The sequence below is a fragment of the Mesorhizobium sp. M2A.F.Ca.ET.043.02.1.1 genome (assembly GCF_003952405.1).
In the GTDB taxonomy this organism is placed as follows: domain Bacteria; phylum Pseudomonadota; class Alphaproteobacteria; order Rhizobiales; family Rhizobiaceae; genus Mesorhizobium.
The window spans coordinates 1,977,397-1,996,724 of sequence record NZ_CP034445.1 but is presented as its reverse complement, the minus strand read 5'-3'; the positions used below and the strand labels follow the sequence as shown (position 1 = coordinate 1,996,724).

Below are 19,328 nucleotides of genomic sequence, written 5' to 3'. Positions count from 1 at the left end.
CATGACTTTGCGTTCGACAGGTTTCAATTCCGGTCTCGGTATCGGCAAATCCTATTACGTCGCCACCGCCAATTCGGAGCCCGACCATCCGGCACTTGCCGGCGATGTCGAGGCCGATCTGGTGGTGGTGGGCGGCGGCTGCACCGGCCTTTCGACGGCGCTGCATGCCGCCGAGCGCGGTCTTAAAGTGGTGCTGCTCGAAGGCGGCAAGATCGGCTGGGGCGCCTCGGGCCGCAATGGCGGCCAGATGATCCCCGGCCTGCGCAAGGGCGCCAAGGGGCTGGTCAAGTCCTTCGGGCCGGAACGGGCGAAGGCGCTGTTCGACCTCGCCTTCGAGGCGCGCGGGCTGGTGCTCGACATCATCGAGCGCCACGGCATCGAATGCGACTTGCGCCTTACCGGCCACCTGGTCGGCGCGGTCAGCGCTTCGGATGTGCGCGACTTCGAGGAAGAGGCCGAATGCCTCGCCAAGGTGATGAAGTTCACCGATGTCGAGATCCTGTCGGCGGCCGAGGCGCGGCAGATGGTCGACACGCCCTATCAGGGCGCGGTCTATGAAAGGCTCGGCGGACACATGCATCCGCTCAACTACACGCTGGGGCTTGCGCGCGCCGCGGTTGGCGCCGGCGTCGTCATCCATGAGAACTCGGTTGCGGTGCGGCTGGAGCGGGAGCCGTCGATCCGGGTGTTCACCGACAACGGGGCGGTCCGCGCCAGGCATGTGGTGCTGGCCGGCGATGCGCTGCTCAAGGGACTGGAGCCGCGCGTCAATAGCCGCATCATGCCGGTCGGCAACTACATCGTCGCCACCGAGCCGCTGGGCGAGCGCAATGTCATCCCGGCCAATGTCGCGGTCTCGGACACGCTGTTTGTCGTCAACTACTACCGCATGTCGGCGGACGGCCGCCTGCTGTTCGGCGGCGGCGAGCGCTACACGCCGTCGCCGCCGGCCGACATTGCCGGCTTCGTGCGGCCGCATATGGAAAAGACCTTTCCGCAGCTCAAGGGCTGCCGCATCGACCACGCCTGGGGCGGGCTTGTGTCGGTGACGACGTCGCGCCTGCCGCACATCGGGCACTATGGCGAGGTCTATTTCGCGCATGGCTATTCCGGCAAGGGCGTCATCCTGTCGACGCTGTCGGGCAAGCTCCTGGCGGAAGCGATCACGGGCGATGCCTCGCGGCTCGACCTGTTCTCGATGCTGACGCCGCTGCCGTTTCCCGGAGGCACGGCGCTGCGCGGCCCGCTCTACGTGCTTGGCATGTTGTGGTATGCGATGCGCGATCGGCTGCGTCACTGACGCTGGTTTCCTTTCCCTGGCGTAGCTAATGTCTCTGCGACGGGAAGGAAATCCCGAGAAGGAAAAGCGGATGAACATCGAGCCGGGCCGACTGACGAAGAAGGAGCGCCATGAGCTGATCCTGTCGGAGGTCCGGCGCTCCGCCTCGATCCGCATCTCGAAGCTTGCGCGCCGCATCGGCGTGGCCGGCGAGACCATCCGCCGAGATCTCATCGAGCTCGGCGAGGCGGGGCTGCTCAACCGCACCTATGGCGGCGCCACCATTTCGCTGGTGACGTCGGAACCGGTGATTGCCGAGCGCGGCCTCACAATGGTCGAGGAGCGGGCCCGCATCGGGCGTGGTGCGGCCGGACTGGTGGAGAAAGGCTCGATCGTGATGATCGACGGTGGATCGACCACCTACGAGGTGGCGCGCAGCCTCTCGCAGCACGGCCGGGACCTGACGATCATCACCAACTCCATCGGCGTCGCCTCTGTGGCCGGCGCCAATCCCGGCTTCCGCGTCATCCTCTGCCCCGGCACCTATGACAGCCGCGAGGCCGCGGTGCTCGGCGAGGACACGGTCGAATTCGTGCGCCGCTACAATGCCGACGTCGCCATCATCGGCGCCTCGGCGCTGAACGCCGAAGGGCCAAGCGACATGATCTCGGGCGCGGCGGCGGTGAAGCGGGCGATGATGAGGCGGTCACTGTCGACGATGCTGGTCGTCACCAACGACAAGTTCGGCCGCAGCGGCCTGGAGCGCGTCTGCGCGCTGAGCGAGATCTCGGACATCGTCACCGACAGCGAGCCGGCAGCGGAACTGCGCGCCGCGATCGACGAAGCAGGCGGCGAGCTGCACGTCTTTGCCGAAGGTTAGGCTGTACCGGCTAGTCTCTTTGTTTTTGCGCAATTCCGGACGGAAAACCGCTGCGCACTTTTCCTGGAATTGCTTAGGCGTCGCGATTGGTCAGCGCGATGTGGCAGCAGCCGGAGCCGTGGCCCGGCGTCCATGTGACATTGGCGAAGCGAACGCCGGTCGCCTCGAACAGGCCGCGGTCGAAGGCGCCGGCGATGCGGCAGAGCGTGGCGAGTTTCTCCTCGCCGACGCCTGCTTCCACCCACGCATCCTTCAACGGGCAGCGCTTCACCTTGAAGGCGATGTGGTCCGGACCGCGCTCGATGTCGGTCGGATACATGCGCCCACCATCCGGACTGACGGCGAGGAACGCCTCGCCGATCGCCGGCGCGTCGTTTGGACCGAAGCCGGCGAAGGCCGCCGCCGCGACTTCCCGGCCGCGCTTCTCGATGCTGCGGATCATCACCGCCTCGGCCTGCTCGGCGCCGAGCTCGGCGGTCAGTTCGTCGAGGAAGAGGCGGTAGAGGTCGGCGCGGTTGCGGAAGGCGGAATCGAGCTCGCGCGACAGTTTCTCGGCTCTGGCTGCTTCGGGATCGGTCATCGTGCGTCCTGATCTTGTTGTTTGACCATGATCTTGTCCGCAAATCGGTTGCCACTTTGCGGGATCATGGCCGGTTCCTGTTCAATCTCGGTGCCGCCTCGACAAGGGCCTTGCCGACCGGCGATTGCGGGTTGGCGATGACGGCGCGGGCATCGCCGCTCTCGGCGATCCGGCCGGCGTCGAGGATGATGACGCGATGCGCCACGGCGCGGATCACGCCGAGGTCATGCGAAATGAACAGATAGGCGATCCGTTCCCGCCGTTGCAGGTCGAGCAGCAATTCCAGGATCTGTCCGCGCACCGAGACGTCGAGTGCCGACACTGCCTCGTCGAGGACGATCAGCGACGGCCGCGTGGCGATGGCGCGAGCGATCGCGACGCGCTGTCGCTGGCCGCCGGAAATCTCGTGGATGGCGCGCGCGGCGAGGCCGGTATCGAGGCCGACGCGCTCCAAAAGCGCCGCGATGCGGCGCGGACGCGCGGCACGCGGGGCGATGTTGTGGATGCGCAAAGGATCGTCCAGCACGCGAGCCACAGTTGCGCGCGGGTTGAAGGCCGCGAGCGGGTCCTGGAATACCATTTGCAGGCGGGCACGGCGGGCGCGCAAAGCGGCGCCCGACAAAGCGAGGAAGTCGCCGCCTTCGAAGTCGACGCGGCCGGTATCGGGCTCGACCAGCCGCAGCACCAACCGTGCGAGGGTCGATTTGCCGCTGCCGGACGGGCCGGCAAGCGCCAGCGTCTCCGCCGGGCCGATCTCGAAGGATACGTCATCGACCGCCGCGAAAGCCTTGCCGCCGCGATGGTAGCGCTTGGTGAGATTGGAGACGGCAAGCAGGATCATGCCGAGATGCCCTGTCGGTCAAGCGGAGGCTCGGCGTCGAGGCCAAGATGAGCGTCGAGCAGGGCGCGCGTATAGGCATGCTGAGGCGCGTTGACGATTTGACTGGTCTCGCCGAGCTCGACCAGTTCGCCATGGCGCAGCGCCGCGATGCGATTGGCGAGCGAGGCGGCGAGCGCGATGTCGTGACTGACGAAGATGAGCGTCATGCCGTCCTCCGTGACCAGCCTGCGGATCAGGGCGACGATCTCGGCCTGGACGATGGTGTCGAGCGCGCTGGTCGCTTCGTCGGCGATCAGGAGTTTCGGTCCGGCGGCGATTGCCGCAGCGATGGCCACTCGCTGCTTCTGCCCGCCGGAGAGCTGGTGGGGGTAGGCGTGGAGAGTGGCGTCGGGATTGGGGAGGCGGACGCGTTCGAGCAGGGTTTTGGCCTTGGCGATGGCTTCGCGCCAAGTGAGGTCGAGATGGGTGCGCGCCACCTCGGCGATCTGCTTGCCGACTGGCATGACCGGGTCGAGACTGGAGGAGGGGTCCTGGAAGACAAAGCCGATGTCACGGCCGAGGAGGGGGTGGCTTGTGGCAGGTGCGGACGGTTGGCGATCCTTCGCCCCCCTCTTTGTCCTGCCGGACATCTCCCCCGGGGAGGAGATTAGGTCGTGATCTCCGCCTTCGCCAATTTTCAAGGTCGCAAGATGAGAGCCGGCGACGGAGCTGCCAATCTCCCCCCTTGAGGGGGAGATGGCCGGCAGGCCAGAGAGGGGGGCCTTGGCGCCAACCCTAGCCGGCAGGGACCAATCCATGCGCCCGCCAATCTCGGCACCCCGCGCCAACAACCCCGCAACCGCCAGCGCTAGCGTGCTCTTGCCCGAACCGCTTTCACCGATGATCGCCAGGCGCTCGCCTTCGAGAACGTCCAGGCTCACACCTTTCAGCGCCACCACCTCGGCGCCGTCGCGCCGATAGGCAACTCTCAGATCGCGAATGGAAAGCAACGCCGTCACGACAGGCTCCTGCGCACCGCGGTGCTTTCCACCACACCTTCGCCGGCGAGATGGACGCCGAGCACCGTCAGCACGAGCGCTACGCCCGGAACGATCGACAGGAACGGCGCGGTGCGCAGCACCGTGCGGCCTTCGGCGATCATGCCGCCCCAGGTGACGCGGTTGGGATCGCCGAGGCCGAGGAAGGAAAGCGCGGCCTCGGTGAGGATCGCAGCCGCGACGATCACCGAGGATAGCGCCAGCACCGGCGGCAAGGCATTGGGCAGCACCTCGCGAAAAGCGATCTCAAGCGGGTGCATGCCGATGACGCGGGCGCCGGCGACGTAGTCGCGCTCGCGGATCGACAGCACTTCCGCGCGGGCGACGCGCGCGGGTCCGGTCCAGGCGCTGAGCGCGATCGCCGCGACGACCGCGCCCAGCGAAGGCCCGACGATGCTTACGAAGGCGAGCGCCAGCAGGAAGCTCGGCACGGTCTGGAAGGCGTCGGTGATGCGCATCAGCACCTCATCGATCAGGCCGCCGGCGAAGCCGGCCAAGGTGCCGACCACGGCGCCGATCAGGAGCGCGGCGGCAGCCGCCGCCAGGCCGACCGCCAATGAGGTACGGGCGCCGTGGAACAGCTCCGCCAGCACGTCGCGGCCGAGCCGGTCGGTGCCGAGCGGCAGCCGCCAGTCCTGGAACGGCGGCAACAGCGCTGGGCCAGCGATCGCCTGCGGGTCGCCGGGAAAGAGCATCGGCGCCGCCAGTGCCATGACGACGAGCAAGGCGAGGATCGAGGCACCGGCGATCGCTTCCGGGGTGCGCAAGAAACGGCGCAGGCGGTTCATGCGCTTGCCTCGCCGGCGCCGACGCGTGGATCGAGGACAGCATAGGCGAGGTCGACCAGGAGATTGATGACGACGACCAGGACGGCGCTGACCAGGATGATGCCGAGCAGCAGCGGCGTGTCGCGTCCGGCGACGGCCTCCTGCGCCAGCCGGCCGAGGCCGGGCACGGCAAAGACGCTTTCGATGACGACGCTGCCGCCAAGCATTTGCGCCGATTGCAGGCCGAGCATGGTGACCAATGGCAAAAGCGCGTTGCGGGCGACATGGGCAAGCACGACGCGGCGGCGGGGCAGGCCCCTGGCGCGGGCGGCGAGGACAAAATCCTGCCGCCAGGCTTCGGCCATGCCGGCGCGCATCATGCGCAGATAGAGCGCGAGATAGATGAAGCCGAGCGCCGAGACCGGCAGCACCAGATGGGTGGCGATGTCGGCGGCGCGGGAAAATCCGGTTTTGCCGGAGGCTATGGTCTCGATGCCGCCGATCGGCAGCCAGCGCAGGTCGACGGCGAAGACGACGATCAGCACGAGGCCGAGCCAGAAGCCCGGCACGGCATAGAGCGCCAGCGAGCCGATCGACAGGAAGCGGTCGCGGAAGCTGCCGGGCGCAGCGCCGGCATAGATGCCGAGCGCCGAGCCGAGGCCGAAGGAGAGCGCGGTGGCGCTGCCCATAAGGACCAGCGTGGTCGGCAGGCGTTCGAGGATCACGTCACGGATCGGCCGCGAGAAGGTAACGGATTGGCCGAGGTCGAGATGCAGCAAGGCCCAGAGGTAGTTGGCGAGACGGGTGAGCTCCGACTGGTCGAGGCCCCAACGATGGCGCAGCAGTTCGATCATGCCGGCGTCGCCGCCGGTCGAGACGATGTAGGCGTCGACCGCGTCGCCCGGAGCGGCTTCGAGGAGGAGGAAGCTGCCGATGACGACGATGAGCAGCACGAAGAGGCTGCCGACAAGACGGCGACGCAGGAGGGTGAGGGCGCGGGTCATGCGCGCCTCGAAGGGTTGGCGATACGCTGGCTATTGAAAAAGCCGAGCCCAGGCCGGGGGTGACGGAACGCGGCCTCCGACCAAATTCCGATTTGTTCGCGAATTTTCATCCGCGCGAATGTGTCACGATTCCAAATAAGTGTCCGCCCAGTTCGACACAGCCCAGCGCGGGTTGTTGGCGATGTTGCCCACCGTATCGCGAGCCACGCTAATGAAACTCCACTCCGCAACGTTGATCAGCGGCAGATCGGCAGCGACCTTCTTCTGGAACTCCTTGTAGAGCTCGGTGCGAGCCGAGGTGTCGAGCGTCTCGGACGCCTTGACGATGAGCGCATCGAGCTCGGCGTTCTTATAGCCGCCCTGGTTGGAGAAGGGCACGCCGTCGGGAATGCCGCTCTGCACCAGGATGGTGGTCGAGATCGCCGGGTCGCCGCGGAACACGGGCGGGCCGACGGCGAGGTCGAAGGCATGGTCGGTGTAGACGGCTTTGATGTGGGCTGCCGAGTCGTTGTTGACGATCTGGGCGTCGATGCCGATCGCCGCCAGCGCCTGGCGCAAATAATCGCCGAACTGCTTCGTCTCGTTGAAATAGGGTGCCGGCAAAAGCTTCAACGCAAAGCGCTTGCCGTCGTCGGCGCGCTTGTAGCCGGCTTCGTCCAGCAGAGCGTTGGCCTTGGCGACGTCGAAAGGATAGGTCGGCACGTCGGCGGTGTAGAATTGCGGATCGTTCTTCGGCACAGGGCCAGTGGCGGTCGCGGCGTAGCCGAGGAAGATCGTCTTGACGACGAAATCCTTGTCGATTGCATGGGCGATCGCCTGCCGCGCCTTGAGGTCGGCCAGCTCCTTGCGGCGGTGGTTGATCTCGACGACGAGCTGGTAGGTCAACCCCTCATAGCCCTTGGTGATGACCTTCAGGCCCGGCACTTTGGAGATGCGGTTGAGGTCGGCGAGCGGCACGGCGGAGAAGGCGGCGAGCTGGATCTCTTCGGCTTCCAGCGCAGCGGCGGCGGACGTGCGATCGGGAAGCACCTGGTAGACGATCTCGTCGAGATAGGGCTCGTCCTTGCCCCAATAGGCGTCGTTCCTCGTCAGCCGGTAATATTGGCCGGCCTTGTATTCGGCGAATTTGAATGGACCGGTGCCGACCGGCGCATTGTTGGCCGGGTTGTCCTCGATCTTGCCGTTTTCATAAACGTGCTTCGGCACGACGCTCGACAGCGCCGGCAGCGCGTTGCGGATGAGCTGGAACGGCGTCGGCTTGGCGAATTTGAAGACGGCCGTCAGCTCGTCCGGCGTGTCGACAGCCTCCAGGTCCTTGAACACGGTGCGGCCGAGATTCTGCAGCGGCTTCCAGATCTGCAGCGCCGAGAAGGCGACGTCGGCGGAAGTGAAGGGCTTGCCGTCATGCCATCTGACGCCGTCGCGCAGCTTGAAGCTCACCGACAGGCCGTCGGCCGCACCTTCCCAGGAAAGCGCGAGCCGCGGTTGAAGCCCGTCCTTGGCGTCGAAGGAGGCTTCGGCCAGCGTCTCGACGATCTTGCTGGAAATGAAGAAGACGCCGTTCGATGCAACGATTGCCGGGTTGAGGTTGCGCGGTTCGGAATCGGCGGCCAGCACGAGGCGGCCGCCCTTCTTCGGCGTCTGCGCGAAGCCGATGGTCGGCAGCGCGTTCGAGGCCAGCAGCAGCGCCGAACCGGCCAGCAGGCCGCGGCGTGAAATCGTCAATTCGGACATCGTTCAAACTCCCCTCTTCGCACCGTGGCAGGCGCGCCAATCGCGTGATTATGGGCCTTGGCAAAGGTTTCGCCAGAGACGGTTTTGGCGCAGCATGGCTTGGCTTTGAAATTTCCGTCCGCTGGACCAGCCGGCCGAAAGAAGCTCTCATACCTTTATCTGGTAGGACCAGATTATAGCGAAGCGGGATAGGGATTCGGACATAAACCGCCTTTGGCGCGAAAGTGATCAGTTCTGGCTGGACCAGAGCGGCCAAAATGATGCAGATTTGGCCGACAGCCATAAATCATAACGTTCGGTGCTCCTGCGACCGATGAAAAACAGGGAGAGGCAGATGAACATCGCTCCGGGCAAGACCGAGGTCAGCAGTATTCCCTTCGACCAGGCGCGGGTGGACCGGCTGATGGAAGAGGCCGGCATCGACGTGCTCTTCGCCACCTCCAAGCACAACACGCAATATCTGCTCGGCGGCTACAAGTTCATCTTCTTCGCGGCGATGGATGCGATCGGCCACAGCCGTTACCTGCCGATCGTGCTTTACGAGAAGGGCGGGCCGGAACACGCAGCCTATATCGGCAACAAGATGGAAGGGGGCGAACACCAGAACCATCCGTTCTGGACGCCGACCTTGCACGCCGCCTGCTGGGGCACGCTCGATGCCGCAAATCTGGCGGTGGAGCATCTGCGCCAGATCGGGAAGTCTGCGGCGCGCATCGGCATCGAGCCCGGCTTCCTGCCGTCCGACGCCTATATGCTGATCCGCAAGGCGCTGCCGGATGCCAAGCTGATCGATGCGACCGGCATGCTCGAGACCATGCGCGCCACCAAGACCGAGGCGGAGCTGGAACAGCTGCGCATCGCTTCCGAACTGATTACCGATTCCATGCTGGCGACGATCGCCTGGGCGCGCGAGGGCACGAGCAAGACCGATATCATCGAACGGCTGAGGCGCGAGGAGACCAATCGCGGCGCGCATTTCGAATATTGCCTGCTGACGCTGGGCTCCAGCCACAACCGCGCTGCCTCAAGTCAGGCGTGGAAGAAGGGCGAGGTTATGTCGATCGATTCCGGCGGCAACTATCACGGCTATATCGGCGACCTTTGCCGCATGGGCGTGCTCGGCGAGCCGGATGCCGAGTTGGAGGATCTGCTGGCCGAAGTCGAAGCGGTGCAGCAAGCTGCCTTTTCCAAGGTCAAGGCCGGCACGCTCGGCGGCGACATGATCGCGCATGCGGAAGGCGTGCTGAAGGCATCCAAGGTTGCGGCCTATACGGATTTCTTCGCCCACGGCATGGGCCTGATCACGCATGAGGCGCCGTTCCTGATGACCAACCATCCGGTCGCCTATGAGGGCACCTACGCGGCAAAGCCGCTGGAAAAGAACATGGTGCTGTCGGTCGAGACGACCATGCTTCACCCGACGCGCGGCTTCATCAAGCTGGAGGATACGGTCGCGGTGACCGACAGCGGATATGTGATGTTCGGCGACCGCGGGCGCGGATGGAATAGGGGTGGGGCGGCAGCTTAGCTTCGACGGCGCTCCCCCTCACCCGGATTGCCAGCCGAATTGCGAAGAGCAATTCGGGGCAATCCGACCTCTCCCCGAGGGGAGAGGAGCCTGCCGGCGCCAGCGCCACCTCTTCTCCCCGCCGGGGAGAAGGTGGCCGCGCAGCGGCCGGATGAGGGGCTGCGACGCTGAAAATTATGTGCCCGCCGGCAGCAGCTTGAAATCCGGCAGCTCCCGCAACACCAGCTCAGGCCCAGTTGGCGAATAGACAACAAACAGCTGCATCGGCTGGTCGCCGGTGTTGAGCGTCGAGTGGAAGCGGCTTTCCGGCACGTAGATGGTGCAGCCGGGACCGACCTTGGCGACGACCGGATTGCCCTTCGCGTCCTCCACCATCTGCTCGCCATGACCGGAGATGACGAAGATGATCTCCTCGGCGCCGGGGTGGTTGTGGCGGGTATGCCCTTTGCCCGACGGCAGATCGACGACGCCGCCTGAAAAGCGTTCGGCGCCGTTCACTTCCGGCGCGACGGTCAGCGAGAGCTTGCCCCAGTCGAAGCCGAAGGCGCTGACATCCTTCGGGTAGACGAACACTTTGCTTTTGTCGGCCATCGCCTCATCCCTTCCTTTTCATGATCGCCTTGAAATCCGCCGTCTGCCTGGCGATCGCCGCTTCGGCCGGCAGCCGTTCCATCGAGCTTGCGCCATAGAAGCCGTGCAGCCCCTCGCAGCGCTCGAGGATGTAGCGCGCGTCGTCGGGCATCGAGATCGGCCCGCCGTGGCACAGCAGGATGACATCCTCGCGCACCGAGCGCGCGGCATCGGCGATGGCGTCGATCTCCTTGACGCAGGCGTCGAGCGTCTTCGCCGAGGTGGCGCCGATCGAGCCGCCGGTCGTCACACCCATATGGGCGACGACGATGTCGGCGCCGGCCCTGGTCATGGCGCGCGCCTCATCGGGATTGAAGACGTAGGGCGTGGTGAGCAGATCGAGCTGATGCGCCTCGGCGATCATGTCGACCTCGAGACCAAAACCCATGCTGGTCTCCTCGAAGCTCTGGCGCATGGTGCCGTCGAACAGGCCGACGGTCGGAAAATTCTGCACGCCGGAAAAGCCCATCGTCTTCAGCTCGGAAAGCAGCAGCGGCATGATGACGAAGGGATCGGTGCCGTTGACGCCGGCCAGCACCGGCGTCTTCTTCACCACCGGCAGCACCTCATAGGCCATCTCCTTGACGATCTCGTTGGCGTTGCCATAGGCGAGCAGGCCGGCGGCCGAGCCGCGCCCGGCCATGCGATAGCGGCCAGAATTGTAGATGATGATCAGGTCGATGCCGCCGGCTTCCTCGGCCTTGGCCGACAGGCCGGTGCCGGCACCACCGCCGACGATCGGCACGCCGTCGGCGATCATCCTGCGGAATTTCTCCAGGATTGTTTTGCGCGGGATGGCGGCCATGCTTGTCTGTCTCACTTCCTGGCGATGTCGAGGAACGCCTCGGCCGCAGCCTTGGCGAAGGCGGGATCGTTGATGTGCAGCGGCAGGCGCGTGACGGTGCGGTCTTTCGTCGGCTCGATCGTGCGCTCGATCGCATCGAACAGCGCCGCGTCGGCCTCCGCGTCGAAGAAGGCGCGGCCTTCTATATCGAGCGCCGAGACGCCCTTTTCCGGGATCAGGAAACGGACCGGGCCGTCGCAGCGGGCGAGGCGGTCGCCGATCCATTCACCGATCCGGCGGCATTCATCGGCCGTGGTGCGCATCAGCGTGACATTGGGATTGTGCTCGTAGAACAGTCGCCCACGATATTTGTCCGGGATGGTCGGTGGCGCCCAGAAGTTCACCATGTCGAGCGCGCCGACCGAGCCGACATAGGGCAGTTTGGTGCGGGCGATGGCGCCGAAGCGATCCTCGGTCGCCGGCAGCACGCCGCCGAACAGCAAATCGCAGACCTCGGTCGTGGTGATGTCGAGGACGCCGGCCAGCAGGCCGCTGTCGGCGAGCTTCTCCATCGAGCGGCCGCCGGTGCCGGTGGCGTGGAAGACCATGCAGTCATAGTCGGCGCGCAGGCGCTCGACGATCGCCGTCACGCAAGGCGTGGTGACGCCGAACATTGTGAGCCCGAGCGCCGGCTTGCCGGCCGCGATCGGCGCCGGTTTTGCCGCCATGCCGGCGATCGCCTGGGCGGCATTGTGCAACACGACGCGGGAGAGCCTGTTCAGTCCCGCCATGTCGGTGACCGACGGCATCATGATGATGTCGGACACGTCGACATAAGGCGCGGTGTCGCCGGAGGCCAGCGTCGAGACCATGATCTTCGGCAGGCCGAGCGGCAGCGCGCGCATGCCGGCGGTGACGATCGAGGTGCCGCCGCCGCCGCCGATGCCGATCATCCCGGCGATGTCGTCGCGCGAGCGGATGAAACCGGCGAAGGCGACGCCCATGCCGGCAACGGCGGCACCGCGGTCATCGATGCCGAGAACCGCACCGGCTCCCTTGGGATGATGCGCGGCGACCTCGCTGGCCGGGATATCGACCGGGACGGTCGCGCCCCGCGTGCCGATATCGACACGCACGACGGCGCCGCCCGCAGCAGCGACGGCATCGGCCAGGAAGGCAAGCTCCTCGCCTTTGGTATCGGCGGTGCCGACCACATAGATGCGCTTCATGCGCGTTTCCCCGTCGTCCGGCATGGTCGGCTTTGCCGCCTGCCTTCTTGCCCCACCCTTAAGCTCCTCGGCAAAGGCCTCGTCGCTGGTGGGGACCTAATTTTTTGCCCCACCCGTAAGCTCCTCGGCAAAGCCTCGTCGCTGGTGGGGACTCCGTCATTTGCCCGGCGTTGCGCCATTGCAAATTTTTGAGACGCGCGTATCGTATTGATATGGATGTCTCACGTCAACAAGCCGTCGCCAAGGATGAGGTCGCCCAGGCGCCTGCCGTCGAGAAGGGGGCGCGCGCCCGCACCAGGCGGCTGATGCTGGAGACGGCGACGCGGCTGATGCAGTCCGGCATGACACCCTCGGTCAGCGAGGTCGCGGAGGCGGCGGAGGTGTCGCGCGCAACCGCCTACCGGTATTTCCCGAGCCAGGCGGCGCTGGTGCAGGCCGTGGTCGATGAAGGGCTCGGCCCGATCCTCACCTGGAAGTCGGCCTCCGATGATGCCGAACGGCGCGTGGCGGATCTGTTCGCCACCGCGATGCCGCGCATCGAAGCCTTCGAGGCGACGTTCAAGGCGGCGCTGAAGCTGTCCCTCGACCAATGGGCGCGGCGCCAGGCCGGCACGCTCGGATCGGAGCCCGCTTTCACGCGCGGCCATCGCGTTGACCTGCTGAAGGATGCGATCGCGCCGCTCAAAGGCCGCTTGAAGCCGCGTCAGTTCCGGCGCCTGGCGCAGGCGCTGTCGCTGGTGTTCGGCGTCGAAGTGGTCACGGTGCTGAAGGACATCTGGGGACTGGACAGCGCCGAGATGATGTCCGTGGCGCAATGGGCGGCGGGCGCGCTGGTGCGGGCGGCAATGGCGGAATCAGGGCCGAAATGAGCAGTAAAGTCGGCGCCGCCGAAGGCATCAGCCGTCTAAATCTGGTTCGACCAGATTGTAGGATCAGGTGTGAATGCTAAGTGTCGTAGGCAGCTCGTGACAAGGGTCTTGCATATCAAGGAGTAGGAAAAACAAGGGAAAACAGCCAGATATCGCAAGGATCGGTTCATTCGGCTGCTTTCCGTCACTCAAGAAAGCGCTTGACGCCAAGCTGAAATTGGTAATACCAGATTATAGTCAAATAAAGCGGATCAAAAGTGACGGCCGCGTTCCATTTCCGGCAGGGTGAGGAGGCCCGGAACCGGCGAGGGTGCCGTCACAGGAGGAACTACCGCAGCCGGCTTCGCTGCCGGTTCGTATGACACGGTAGAATGCGCACAAGGGAGGAAAACTATGCGCAAGATAGTGACCAGCGTGCTTGCTGGTGTCGGACTGGCGCTTGCCTGCGGGACGTCTGTCCACGCGCAGGAAAAATCGCTCACCATCTTTTGGGCGGAATGGGATCCGGCCAACTACCTGCAGGAACTCGGCAACGAGTATGAGAAGGAAACCGGCGTCAAGATCACGGTCGAGACCACGCCGTGGTCCGACTTCCAGACCAAGGCCTTCACCGAATTCAACGCCCATGGCGACGCTTACGATCTGGTGGTGGGCGACTCGCAGTGGCTCGGCGCGGGTTCGACCGGCGGTCACTATGTCGACCTCAGCGACTTCTTCAACAAGCATAAGCTCAACGACGTGATGGCGCCGGCGACGGTCAAGTACTACGCCGAATATCCCGGCAACAGCGGCAAGTATTGGGCAATCCCGCTCGAGGGCGACGCCGTCGGCTGGTCCTACCGCAAGGACTGGTTCGAGGACCCGAAGGAGAAGGAAGCCTTCAAGGCCAAGTATGGCTACGACCTCGACGTGCCAAAGGATTTCAAGGCGCTGCGCGACATCGCCGAATTCTTCTACCGGCCGGACCAGAAGAAATACGGTATCGCCATCTACACCGACAATTCTTATGACGCGATGGCGATGGGCTTCGAGAATGCGCTGTTCTCCTATGGCGGCGAACTCGGCGACTACACGACCTACAAGGTCGATGGTATCGTCAACTCCGACAAGGCGGTCGCGGCACTGGATGCCTACAAGGAATTGTACAAGTTCACGCCTCCGGGCTGGGCCAAGTCCTTCTTCGTCGAGGACAACCAGGCGATCACGGAGAACCTGGCGGCGATGAGCATGAACTACTTCGCCTTCTTCCCCTCGCTGATCAACGAGGCCTCGAACCCGAACGCCAAGAACACCGGGTTCTTCGCCAATCCTCCAGGCCCCAATGGCGACCAGTTCGCGGCGCTTGGCGGCCAGGGCATCTCGATCGTCTCCTATTCGCAGAAGCAGGACGAGGCGATGAAGTTCCTGGAGTGGTTCATCAAGGATGAGACCCAGAAGAAATGGGCGGCGCTCGGCGGCTATACCTGCAGCGCCGCGGTACTGAAGTCGGCCGAATTCCAGAACGCCACGCCCTATAACAAGGCCTTCTACGAGACCATGTTCAAGGTGAAGGATTTCTGGGCGGTGCCGGAATATGCCGAACTGCTGCAGCAGCTCAACCAGCGCGTCTATCCCTACATGATCGGCGGTCAGGGCACCGCCAAGGAAACGCTGGACGCACTTGCCGCCGACTGGAACGCGACCTTCAAGAAATACGGCCGCGTGAAGTAATCGACATGCCTCGCGGAGGAGGCTTCAAGGGCCTCCTCCGTCTGTTTTTCAAGCATCCGGAGCAGGGTTTTGGCGACCACGATGATCACCACGCTCGACAGGTCCTCGCGGGCCGCGGCGCGCGGCCTCAGCGACATTTCGATCCGCAATCTATTCATCATCCCAACGATCCTGTTCCTGATCGTCTTCAACATCTTCCCGCTGATCTATTCGCTGGGCTACTCGTTCACGGACTTCCGGGCCTCGACCAATGCGCCGGCTAATTTCGTCGGATTGCAAAATTACCGCGACCTGCTCAACGATCCCTATGTCTGGTCGAACTTCGCCATCACGGCGAAATACGTCATCATCTCGGTCGCCGGACAGCTCTTCGTCGGCTTCGGCGTGGCGATGCTGCTCAACCGCGACATACCGATGAAGGGACTGCTGACGACGCTGCTGCTTCTGCCAATGATGCTTTCCATGGCGGTGGTGGGCCTGTTCTGGAAGCTGCTCTACGATCCGTCCTTCGGTATCATCAATTATGCGCTGGGACTCGGCACTTTCGAGTGGCTGGCCGATCCCAAGATGGCGCTCTACGCGGTCGCGCTCACCGACATCTGGATGTGGTCGCCCTTCGTCATGCTCTTGTCGCTTGCCGGCCTCTCGGCGGTGCCGAAGCATCTTTACGAGGCCGCCGCGATCGACCGGGCCGGGTCTTTCTACACCTTCTTCCGCATCACGCTGCCGCTGGTCGCGCCGATCCTGATGATCGCGGTCATCTTCCGCACCATGGAAGCCTTCAAGACCTTTGATCTCGCCTACATCCTGACCAGCCAGCCGACGGCGGAGCTGATCTCGATCAGGCTCTACAAGATGGCCTTCCAGGAATGGCAGACCGGGCGTTCCTGCGCCATGGCCTACATCGTGCTCATCATGGTGCTGGCGATCACCAATATCTACGTCAAGTATCTCAACAAGGTGAAGGAGCGCTAAGATGGCTGCCGTCCGCACTTCTTCCGAGGTCGCCTTCAACCGCATCGCCATCGTTGGTGTGCTGGTGGTGACGATCATCTTCCTGGCGCCGATCTATTGGATCGCCTCGACGGCCTTCAAGCCGCGCAACCTCGCCACGACGATCCCGCCGACGATCGTGTTCCAGCCGGAGATTTCGCCCTTCGTGAAGCTGTTCACCAAGCGCTCGCAGCTGCGCAGCCCGCCGACGCCTGAAGAATACGCGGCCGCCCCATGGTGGGAACGCGTCGTCTTCGACGGCGGCGAGAAGATCGTGCGCGACGGCAAGGGCGCCGTGCAGTGGTCGGGCTATCCGAACCGGTTCATGAATTCGCTGATCGTGGCGATCACCTCGACCGTGCTTGCCGTCGGCATGGGCACGTTCACCGCCTACGGTTTCTCGCGCTTCAGGGTGAAGGGCGAGGCGGACCTGCTCTTCTTCATCCTGTCGACGCGCATGCTGCCGCCGGTGGTGGTCGCGATTCCCATGTTCCTGATGTACCGGGCGGTGGGGCTGAACGATTCCCATCTCGGCCTGATCATCCTCTATACCGCTTTCAACCTGTCCTTCTCGGTCTGGCTGATGAAGGGCTTCATCGACGAGATCCCGAAGGAATATGAGGAGGCGGCGCTCGTCGACGGCTACACGCGCATGGAAGCCTTCTTCAAGATCGTTCTGCCTGAGGCCGCGACCGGCATCGCCGCGACGGCCGTGTTCTGCTTCATCACGGCGTGGAACGAATATGCCTTCGCGCTGATCATGACCAACCGCCGCGCCCAGACCGCGCCGCCCTTCATCCCGAGCCAGGTCGGCGCCGGCCTGCCCGACTGGACCGTGATTGCCGCCGGAACGTTCCTGTTCCTGCTGCCGGTCGCGATCTTCACCTTCCTGCTCCGCAACCATCTGTTGCGCGGCATGTCCTTCGGAGCGATCCGCAAATGAGCTTTCGCGCGATCAACGAGAAATATCTGGAGCCGGGCTCGCAGATCCTGATGGTGCTGGGCATCGTCGCGCTCTGCCAGCCGTGGAACATGCCGCTTCATACCTATGGCGTGACGATCATCCTGATCGGGCTGATCGGCTTCAACGTCACCTCCAAGATTCCGCGCGAGGAGCAGGCCGGCACCGGGCATGGGGCCGACCAGCAGGCGCATAATGCGGGGGCGCAGCATTGACCCAGATCGAGCTTCGCGGCGTCCAGAAATTCTTTGGCGCCGTCCAGGTCATCAAGGACCTGAACCTCAAGATCGACGACAACGAGTTCATCGTGCTGCTCGGGCAGTCCGGCTGCGGCAAGACGACGACGCTTCGCGCCATCGCCGGGCTGGAGACCATCGACCAGGGCGACATATTGATCGACGGCAAGCCGGTGCAGCACCTCAAGGCAGCCGACCGCGACATCGCCATGGTGTTCCAGTCGTTCTCGCTCTATCCGCACATGAATGTCTACGAGAACATCGCCTTCCCGCTGCGCGCGACGCGCAAGAGCAGGAGCGAGATTGACACCGAGGTGCGCTCGGTGGCCAAGACGCTGCAGATCACCGATCTCATCAACAAGAAGCCCTCGGCGCTGTCGGGCGGCGACATGCAGCGCGTGGCCATCGGCCGGGCGCTGGTTCGGCGCCCGAAGGCGATGCTGATGGACGAGCCGATCGGCGCGCTCGATGCCAAGCTGCGTGAGGAAATGCGCGCCGAGATCAAGCGGCTGCATATCAAGCAGGGCTCGACCAGCATCTATGTGACGCATGACCAGATCGAGGCGATGAGCCTCGCCGACCGCATCGTCATCATGCATGAAGGCGTGCTGCAGCAGGTCGGCACACCTGACGAGGTCTATTCGCATCCGGCCAACCTCTTCGTCGCGCAGTTCGTCGGCAGCCCCGTGATGAACGTCGCCGAAGCAAAGGTCTCCGAGAATGCCTCGGCTGTGTCGGTCACGGTCGGAGATGCGGCGGCCGGCTTCGAGTTTCCACGCGCGCTGCTTTCCCAGCTCAACGGCCATGCCGGCGACCAGTTCACCTTGGGCGTCCGGCCGGAAGGCGTGCTGGTGCGCCGCGAGGCGGCGGAGGGCTTCCTGCCGGTCGAAACGCAAATCGTCGAGCCGCTCGGCTCCTTCGATATCGTCGACCTAAAGGTCGGCTCCAGCATGCTGCGCGCCCGCACCAAAAGCGGTTTCGTCAGCGGTGCCGGCGAGAAGGTCTATGTGCGGATCGATCCTTCGCAGACGCATTTCTTCGACGCGGCGAGCGGCAAGGCGCTCGGAGTGAGACTGTAATGGCCCATATCCAGCTTAAGAACATCTCCAAGACATTCGGCAACCACACCGCGCTGTCCAATCTCAATCTCGACATCGCCGACGGCGAATTCTTCGTGCTGCTCGGCGAGACCGGGGCTGGCAAGACGACGACGCTCAGGATGGTCGCCGGTCTTGAAAAGCCGACCGAGGGCCAGGTCTTCATCGACGGCGTCGACGTCGCCGACTGGGGCGCGGCCGAACGCGACATCGCGCTGGTGCTGCAGCAATATTCGCTCTATCCGCGCTACACGGTGCGGCAGAACCTCGAATTCCCGCTGAAGCCGAAGATCCGCCGGCTGCCGGATGCCGAGATCAAGGACCGCGTCGCGCGCGCCGCCCGCACGCTTCGTATCGAACATCTGCTCGACCGCAAGACCGACCGGCTTTCCGGCGGCGAGATGCAGCGCGTCTCGATCGGCCGTGCCATCGTGCGCAAGCCGCGCGTGTTCCTGATGGACGAGCCGCTGTCGGCGCTCGACGCCAAGCTGCGCGAGGCGCTGCGCACGGAGCTGAAGAACCTGCAGATGCAGCTTGGCGCAACGTTCCTGTTCGTCACGCATGACCAGATCGAGGCCATGTCGATGGGCGACAAGGTCGGCGTGCTCAATCACGGCCGCATCGTCCAGGCCGGCACGCCGCATGAGATCTACAACAATCCGCGCGACACCTATGTCGCGAGCTTCGTCGGCTCTCCGCCGATGAACCTCATCGACGGCAAGCTGGTCAACGACCGCGCGGTGATGGCGCCGGTGAATTTCGAGCTGCCGCTTTCAACTGGGGCAAAGAGTTTTGGCGGGGGCAGGACGAGCGGCGCGACCGACGGTCGGCCGCTCGTCTTCGGCATTCGTCCGGAGGATGTCCATCTGGAGAGCGGCGCACCGGTCGAGGCGCGCGTCCACGATGTCGAGAACCATGGCGTGGAAAAGATCCTGACGCTCAGGGTCGGCGACACGATGCTGCGCGCCACCGTCCCGGCCAGGACCGATATCGCGATCGAACAGGCCGTGCGCTTTGCCTGGAACCCCGACAAGGTGGTGCTGTTCGACAAGGGCAGTGGCGTCAGCCTGCGGCATGCGGGATAGCGGCTTCGCCTGCCGCCTTATCGCACCGCGCCCGACCAGGCCGAGAGCCGGCGGGCAGCCTGGCTGACGGGTCAACCGCCTCTG

At 64.5% G+C, this 19,328-nt stretch carries 19 protein-coding genes; 10 read left to right on the top strand and 9 right to left on the bottom strand.

The genetic code is table 11. The annotated features are described in order from the left end of the window. The first annotated feature begins 1 nt into the window (after position 1). Together EJ068_RS09485 and EJ068_RS09480 are read left to right on the top strand one after the other, a co-directional pair. Positions 2-1,300, top strand: a complete 1,299-nt coding sequence (locus EJ068_RS09485) for an FAD-binding oxidoreductase (RefSeq protein WP_127250406.1) — start codon at positions 2-4, stop codon at positions 1,298-1,300. A gap of 70 nt (positions 1,301-1,370) precedes the next feature. Beyond that, positions 1,371-2,159, top strand: coding sequence for a DeoR/GlpR family DNA-binding transcription regulator (locus EJ068_RS09480; protein WP_245463388.1), 789 nt, complete (start codon positions 1,371-1,373; stop codon positions 2,157-2,159). Between the two features lie 73 nt (positions 2,160-2,232). Here the strand turns inward: EJ068_RS09480 and EJ068_RS09475 are convergent, their stop codons facing one another. The 6 genes from EJ068_RS09475 to EJ068_RS09450 all read right to left on the bottom strand — a co-directional run bounded on the left by EJ068_RS09475 (position 2,233) and on the right by EJ068_RS09450 (position 8,122). After that, positions 2,233-2,739, bottom strand: a complete 507-nt coding sequence (locus EJ068_RS09475; RefSeq protein ID WP_127250407.1) for an L-2-amino-thiazoline-4-carboxylic acid hydrolase — start codon at positions 2,737-2,739, stop codon at positions 2,233-2,235. 64 nt (positions 2,740-2,803) lie between these two features. Beyond that, the gene (locus tag EJ068_RS09470; protein ID WP_127250408.1) at positions 2,804-3,580 is read right to left on the bottom strand and encodes an ATP-binding cassette domain-containing protein; all 777 of its coding nucleotides are present in this window, start codon (positions 3,578-3,580) and stop codon (positions 2,804-2,806) included. Next, entirely contained in the window at positions 3,577-4,578 is a 1,002-nt protein-coding gene (locus EJ068_RS09465) for an ABC transporter ATP-binding protein (protein ID WP_145964947.1), read from the bottom strand. Before EJ068_RS09465 ends, EJ068_RS09470 begins: the two co-directional genes overlap by 4 nt. Further along, positions 4,575-5,405, bottom strand: coding sequence for an ABC transporter permease (locus tag EJ068_RS09460; protein ID WP_127250409.1), 831 nt, complete (start codon positions 5,403-5,405; stop codon positions 4,575-4,577). The genes EJ068_RS09465 and EJ068_RS09460 overlap by 4 nt, the downstream gene beginning before the upstream one ends. After that, entirely contained in the window at positions 5,402-6,388 is a 987-nt protein-coding gene (locus tag EJ068_RS09455; RefSeq protein ID WP_127386304.1) for an ABC transporter permease, read from the bottom strand. The genes EJ068_RS09460 and EJ068_RS09455 overlap by 4 nt, the downstream gene beginning before the upstream one ends. Before the next feature lie 123 nt (positions 6,389-6,511). Beyond that, a complete protein-coding gene (locus EJ068_RS09450) occupies positions 6,512-8,122 on the bottom strand; it encodes an ABC transporter substrate-binding protein (RefSeq protein ID WP_127386305.1) in 1,611 nt (536 codons plus the stop codon). Positions 8,123-8,456: 334 nt separating this feature from the next. Here EJ068_RS09450 and EJ068_RS09445 point away from each other — a divergent pair, with 334 nt between their 5' ends. Next, positions 8,457-9,650 (top strand): Xaa-Pro peptidase family protein, encoded by a 1,194-nt coding sequence (locus tag EJ068_RS09445; protein ID WP_127252693.1) that lies wholly within the window; start codon positions 8,457-8,459, stop codon positions 9,648-9,650. A 174-nt stretch (positions 9,651-9,824) separates the two neighbouring features. On the opposite strand, the gene EJ068_RS09440 is transcribed toward EJ068_RS09445, so the two are convergent. The 3 genes from EJ068_RS09440 to EJ068_RS09430 are packed head-to-tail and all read right to left on the bottom strand — an operon-like array spanning position 9,825 to position 12,293. Further along, complete coding sequence (locus EJ068_RS09440; protein ID WP_127252692.1) at positions 9,825-10,241, bottom strand: cupin domain-containing protein; 417 nt, start codon at positions 10,239-10,241, stop codon at positions 9,825-9,827. A 4-nt stretch (positions 10,242-10,245) separates the two neighbouring features. After that, positions 10,246-11,085: a phosphoenolpyruvate hydrolase family protein gene (locus tag EJ068_RS09435; RefSeq protein WP_127252691.1), complete on the bottom strand. Its 840-nt coding sequence runs from the start codon at positions 11,083-11,085 to the stop codon at positions 10,246-10,248. 11 nt (positions 11,086-11,096) lie between these two features. Beyond that, positions 11,097-12,293 carry a Tm-1-like ATP-binding domain-containing protein gene (locus EJ068_RS09430; protein WP_127252690.1) on the bottom strand — a complete coding sequence of 399 codons (1,197 nt, stop codon included), beginning with the start codon at positions 12,291-12,293 and terminating at the stop codon, positions 11,097-11,099. A gap of 212 nt (positions 12,294-12,505) precedes the next feature. On the opposite strand from EJ068_RS09430, the gene EJ068_RS09425 reads away from it, so the two are divergent. The 7 genes from EJ068_RS09425 to EJ068_RS09395 all read left to right on the top strand — a co-directional run bounded on the left by EJ068_RS09425 (position 12,506) and on the right by EJ068_RS09395 (position 19,244). Continuing rightward, positions 12,506-13,162 (top strand): TetR/AcrR family transcriptional regulator, encoded by a 657-nt coding sequence (locus EJ068_RS09425; protein ID WP_127252689.1) that lies wholly within the window; start codon positions 12,506-12,508, stop codon positions 13,160-13,162. A gap of 393 nt (positions 13,163-13,555) precedes the next feature. After that, on the top strand, positions 13,556-14,872 hold the full coding sequence (locus tag EJ068_RS09420) for an ABC transporter substrate-binding protein (protein WP_127252688.1): 1,317 nt from the start codon (positions 13,556-13,558) through the stop codon (positions 14,870-14,872). Between the two features lie 69 nt (positions 14,873-14,941). Beyond that, positions 14,942-15,847 carry a sugar ABC transporter permease gene (locus tag EJ068_RS09415; protein WP_127252687.1) on the top strand — a complete coding sequence of 302 codons (906 nt, stop codon included), beginning with the start codon at positions 14,942-14,944 and terminating at the stop codon, positions 15,845-15,847. A gap of 1 nt (position 15,848) precedes the next feature. Continuing rightward, positions 15,849-16,808, top strand: coding sequence for a carbohydrate ABC transporter permease (locus tag EJ068_RS09410; RefSeq protein WP_127252686.1), 960 nt, complete (start codon positions 15,849-15,851; stop codon positions 16,806-16,808). Next, positions 16,805-17,041 (top strand): hypothetical protein, encoded by a 237-nt coding sequence (locus EJ068_RS09405; RefSeq protein WP_127252685.1) that lies wholly within the window; start codon positions 16,805-16,807, stop codon positions 17,039-17,041. The genes EJ068_RS09410 and EJ068_RS09405 overlap by 4 nt, the downstream gene beginning before the upstream one ends. Beyond that, entirely contained in the window at positions 17,038-18,141 is a 1,104-nt protein-coding gene (locus EJ068_RS09400; RefSeq protein ID WP_127252684.1) for an ABC transporter ATP-binding protein, read from the top strand. Before EJ068_RS09405 ends, EJ068_RS09400 begins: the two co-directional genes overlap by 4 nt. Continuing rightward, the gene (locus tag EJ068_RS09395) at positions 18,141-19,244 is read left to right on the top strand and encodes an ABC transporter ATP-binding protein (protein WP_127252683.1); all 1,104 of its coding nucleotides are present in this window, start codon (positions 18,141-18,143) and stop codon (positions 19,242-19,244) included. Before EJ068_RS09400 ends, EJ068_RS09395 begins: the two co-directional genes overlap by 1 nt. Positions 19,245-19,328: the final 84 nt, after the last annotated feature.

Bases quoted from the DNA above. Each gene is read 5' to 3' on its own strand.
- EJ068_RS09475 (WP_127250407.1), bottom strand. From the start codon at position 2,739: ATGACCGATCCCGAAGCAGCCAGAGCCGAGAAACTGTCGCGCGAGCTC.
- EJ068_RS09395 (WP_127252683.1), top strand. From the start codon at position 18,141: ATGGCCCATATCCAGCTTAAGAACATCTCCAAGACATTCGGCAACCAC.
- EJ068_RS09425 (WP_127252689.1), top strand. From the start codon at position 12,506: ATGGATGTCTCACGTCAACAAGCCGTCGCCAAGGATGAGGTCGCCCAG.
- EJ068_RS09430 (WP_127252690.1), bottom strand. From the start codon at position 12,293: ATGAAGCGCATCTATGTGGTCGGCACCGCCGATACCAAAGGCGAGGAG.
- EJ068_RS09440 (WP_127252692.1), bottom strand. From the start codon at position 10,241: ATGGCCGACAAAAGCAAAGTGTTCGTCTACCCGAAGGATGTCAGCGCC.
- EJ068_RS09460 (WP_127250409.1), bottom strand. From the start codon at position 5,405: ATGAACCGCCTGCGCCGTTTCTTGCGCACCCCGGAAGCGATCGCCGGT.
- EJ068_RS09470 (WP_127250408.1), bottom strand. From the start codon at position 3,580: ATGATCCTGCTTGCCGTCTCCAATCTCACCAAGCGCTACCATCGCGGC.
- EJ068_RS09445 (WP_127252693.1), top strand. From the start codon at position 8,457: ATGAACATCGCTCCGGGCAAGACCGAGGTCAGCAGTATTCCCTTCGAC.
- EJ068_RS09455 (WP_127386304.1), bottom strand. From the start codon at position 6,388: ATGACCCGCGCCCTCACCCTCCTGCGTCGCCGTCTTGTCGGCAGCCTC.
- EJ068_RS09410 (WP_127252686.1), top strand. From the start codon at position 15,849: ATGGCTGCCGTCCGCACTTCTTCCGAGGTCGCCTTCAACCGCATCGCC.
- EJ068_RS09405 (WP_127252685.1), top strand. From the start codon at position 16,805: ATGAGCTTTCGCGCGATCAACGAGAAATATCTGGAGCCGGGCTCGCAG.
- EJ068_RS09420 (WP_127252688.1), top strand. From the start codon at position 13,556: ATGCGCAAGATAGTGACCAGCGTGCTTGCTGGTGTCGGACTGGCGCTT.
- EJ068_RS09485 (WP_127250406.1), top strand. From the start codon at position 2: ATGACTTTGCGTTCGACAGGTTTCAATTCCGGTCTCGGTATCGGCAAA.
- EJ068_RS09480 (WP_245463388.1), top strand. From the start codon at position 1,371: ATGAACATCGAGCCGGGCCGACTGACGAAGAAGGAGCGCCATGAGCTG.
- EJ068_RS09450 (WP_127386305.1), bottom strand. From the start codon at position 8,122: ATGTCCGAATTGACGATTTCACGCCGCGGCCTGCTGGCCGGTTCGGCG.
- EJ068_RS09435 (WP_127252691.1), bottom strand. From the start codon at position 11,085: ATGGCCGCCATCCCGCGCAAAACAATCCTGGAGAAATTCCGCAGGATG.